A 579-nucleotide genomic window follows, 5' to 3' on the forward strand; every position below is an offset into this window, starting at 1 on the left:
TTAAGCAACTCTGGGATGGCTGTAATTTCATTCGATTTCTCATCAACTTTAACTTGTCCTAACACTAATCTTTGTTCAGTCGCCCAAGCGCTTACCATATGAATAGCTTTTTTATCACCTCCACGCTCGTAGGAATGGCGCAGTGTTTTTCCATCTATTGCAACGACTTCTCTTGCAACGACCTTACTAATAGACTTAACCCAATTCAAAAAACAATTTTGAAATTGTTCTGGATCTAAACGACTAAAAACTCTAGAAAAAGTATCATGACTTGGAATCCCATTCGGCAATTCTAGAAACTGCTTCAACCATTGATGTTTAGCTTGTCCGTAAATTTCCATCTCTACCCAAGTATCTGCTCCACAAATGACTGCACAGATAGCAATGGTAATGATATCAATTAATTGATGTCGCTTAGTTCGCTCAACTCTTGGATCTGGCATCTGGGCAAAATGGTCGGCGATACTAATTTTAGGCTTCAACTTCATTAAACACAGCCAAGACGCTTATTTCTCCATAAAAGTATTTGTTCCAGAATATCACTTTAAGCTTGGTATAAATTTAGATGCGTTTGCCCTG

At 38.2% G+C, this 579-nt stretch carries 1 protein-coding gene; it reads right to left on the reverse strand.

Going from position 1 to position 579, the window contains the following annotated elements; all coding sequences use genetic code 11:
• Window positions 1-488, reverse strand: a 488-nt coding sequence (locus tag DSM107010_RS37960; protein WP_127025481.1) for an ISAs1 family transposase, incomplete at its 3' end; no start/stop codon positions are given.
• Window positions 489-579: the final 91 nt, after the last annotated feature.

The organism is Chroococcidiopsis cubana SAG 39.79 (assembly GCF_003991895.1).
Lineage (GTDB): Bacteria > Cyanobacteriota > Cyanobacteriia > Cyanobacteriales > Chroococcidiopsidaceae > Chroococcidiopsis > Chroococcidiopsis thermalis.